This is a genomic window from Vibrio sp. D173a (genome assembly GCF_030248475.1).
This window is the reverse complement of record NZ_JAHGAH010000468.1, coordinates 1-693: the sequence shown is the minus strand read 5'-3', so window position 1 is coordinate 693 and position 693 is coordinate 1. Positions and strand designations below refer to the sequence as shown.

Below are 693 nucleotides of genomic sequence, written 5' to 3'. Positions count from 1 at the left end.
TTCACCATTGAGCAGTTTCACCGCCACGTCAGAGAGCGAGGCAAAAAAGTTGCCCGCGACAAGCAGTAAGATTCCAAGCGTGATGTTGGACATCAGCCCTGCAATCTCATATCGATATGTGGAATATCGTCCTCAAGGTACATCTCTGAGATCGTCACAAAGCCGTGACTTTGGTAAAAGGCTTCTAAGTGTTGCTGAGCACCAATATCAATGGTGCTCTGTGGCCACAACTCATGGCTATGCTTGATGGCTTCAGTTAATAGCTTGTGGCCTAAACCGGCACCTCGAGCTTCGGCTTTGGTCGCAATTCTACCAATACTGACGTTGTCATAAGTAGTGCCCGCAGGCAGTAGACGAGCGCAAGCGACCAGTTGACCATCTTCATATCCCAAAAGATGACGCACACCGGGTTGGGTATCTTTACCATCAAGCTCTGGATACGGGCAGGTTTGCTCGACAACAAACACATCGACTCGCAGTTTCAGTAGTTCATAAAGCTCAATTGTGGTTAATTCGGCAAAGGTTGGGGTCGACCAAGTGATCATAATAACTTCCTATAACTGTACTTGGCGCTAATCTAACAAGGACAATGATGCTGTGCATTAACCATTGTTAATTCTGCTTTTGATTCTGCTTAGGCTGATCGCTGTAATACCAAGGTAGGCCGCGATTTGATTATCGTTCAAGCGCTGC

At 46.9% G+C, this 693-nt stretch carries 1 protein-coding gene and 2 pseudogenes; all 3 read right to left on the bottom strand.

Going from position 1 to position 693, the window contains the following annotated elements; all coding sequences use genetic code 11:
- A pseudogene (locus tag KIV40_RS26800) lies at positions 1-93 on the bottom strand (EamA family transporter); the annotation flags it as partial.
- Positions 93-545, bottom strand: a complete 453-nt coding sequence (locus KIV40_RS26795) for a GNAT family N-acetyltransferase (RefSeq protein WP_285352221.1) — start codon at positions 543-545, stop codon at positions 93-95. The gene KIV40_RS26795 and the pseudogene KIV40_RS26800, both read right to left, overlap by 1 nt.
- Positions 546-602: 57 nt before the next feature.
- A pseudogene (locus KIV40_RS26790) lies at positions 603-693 on the bottom strand (Crp/Fnr family transcriptional regulator); the annotation flags it as partial.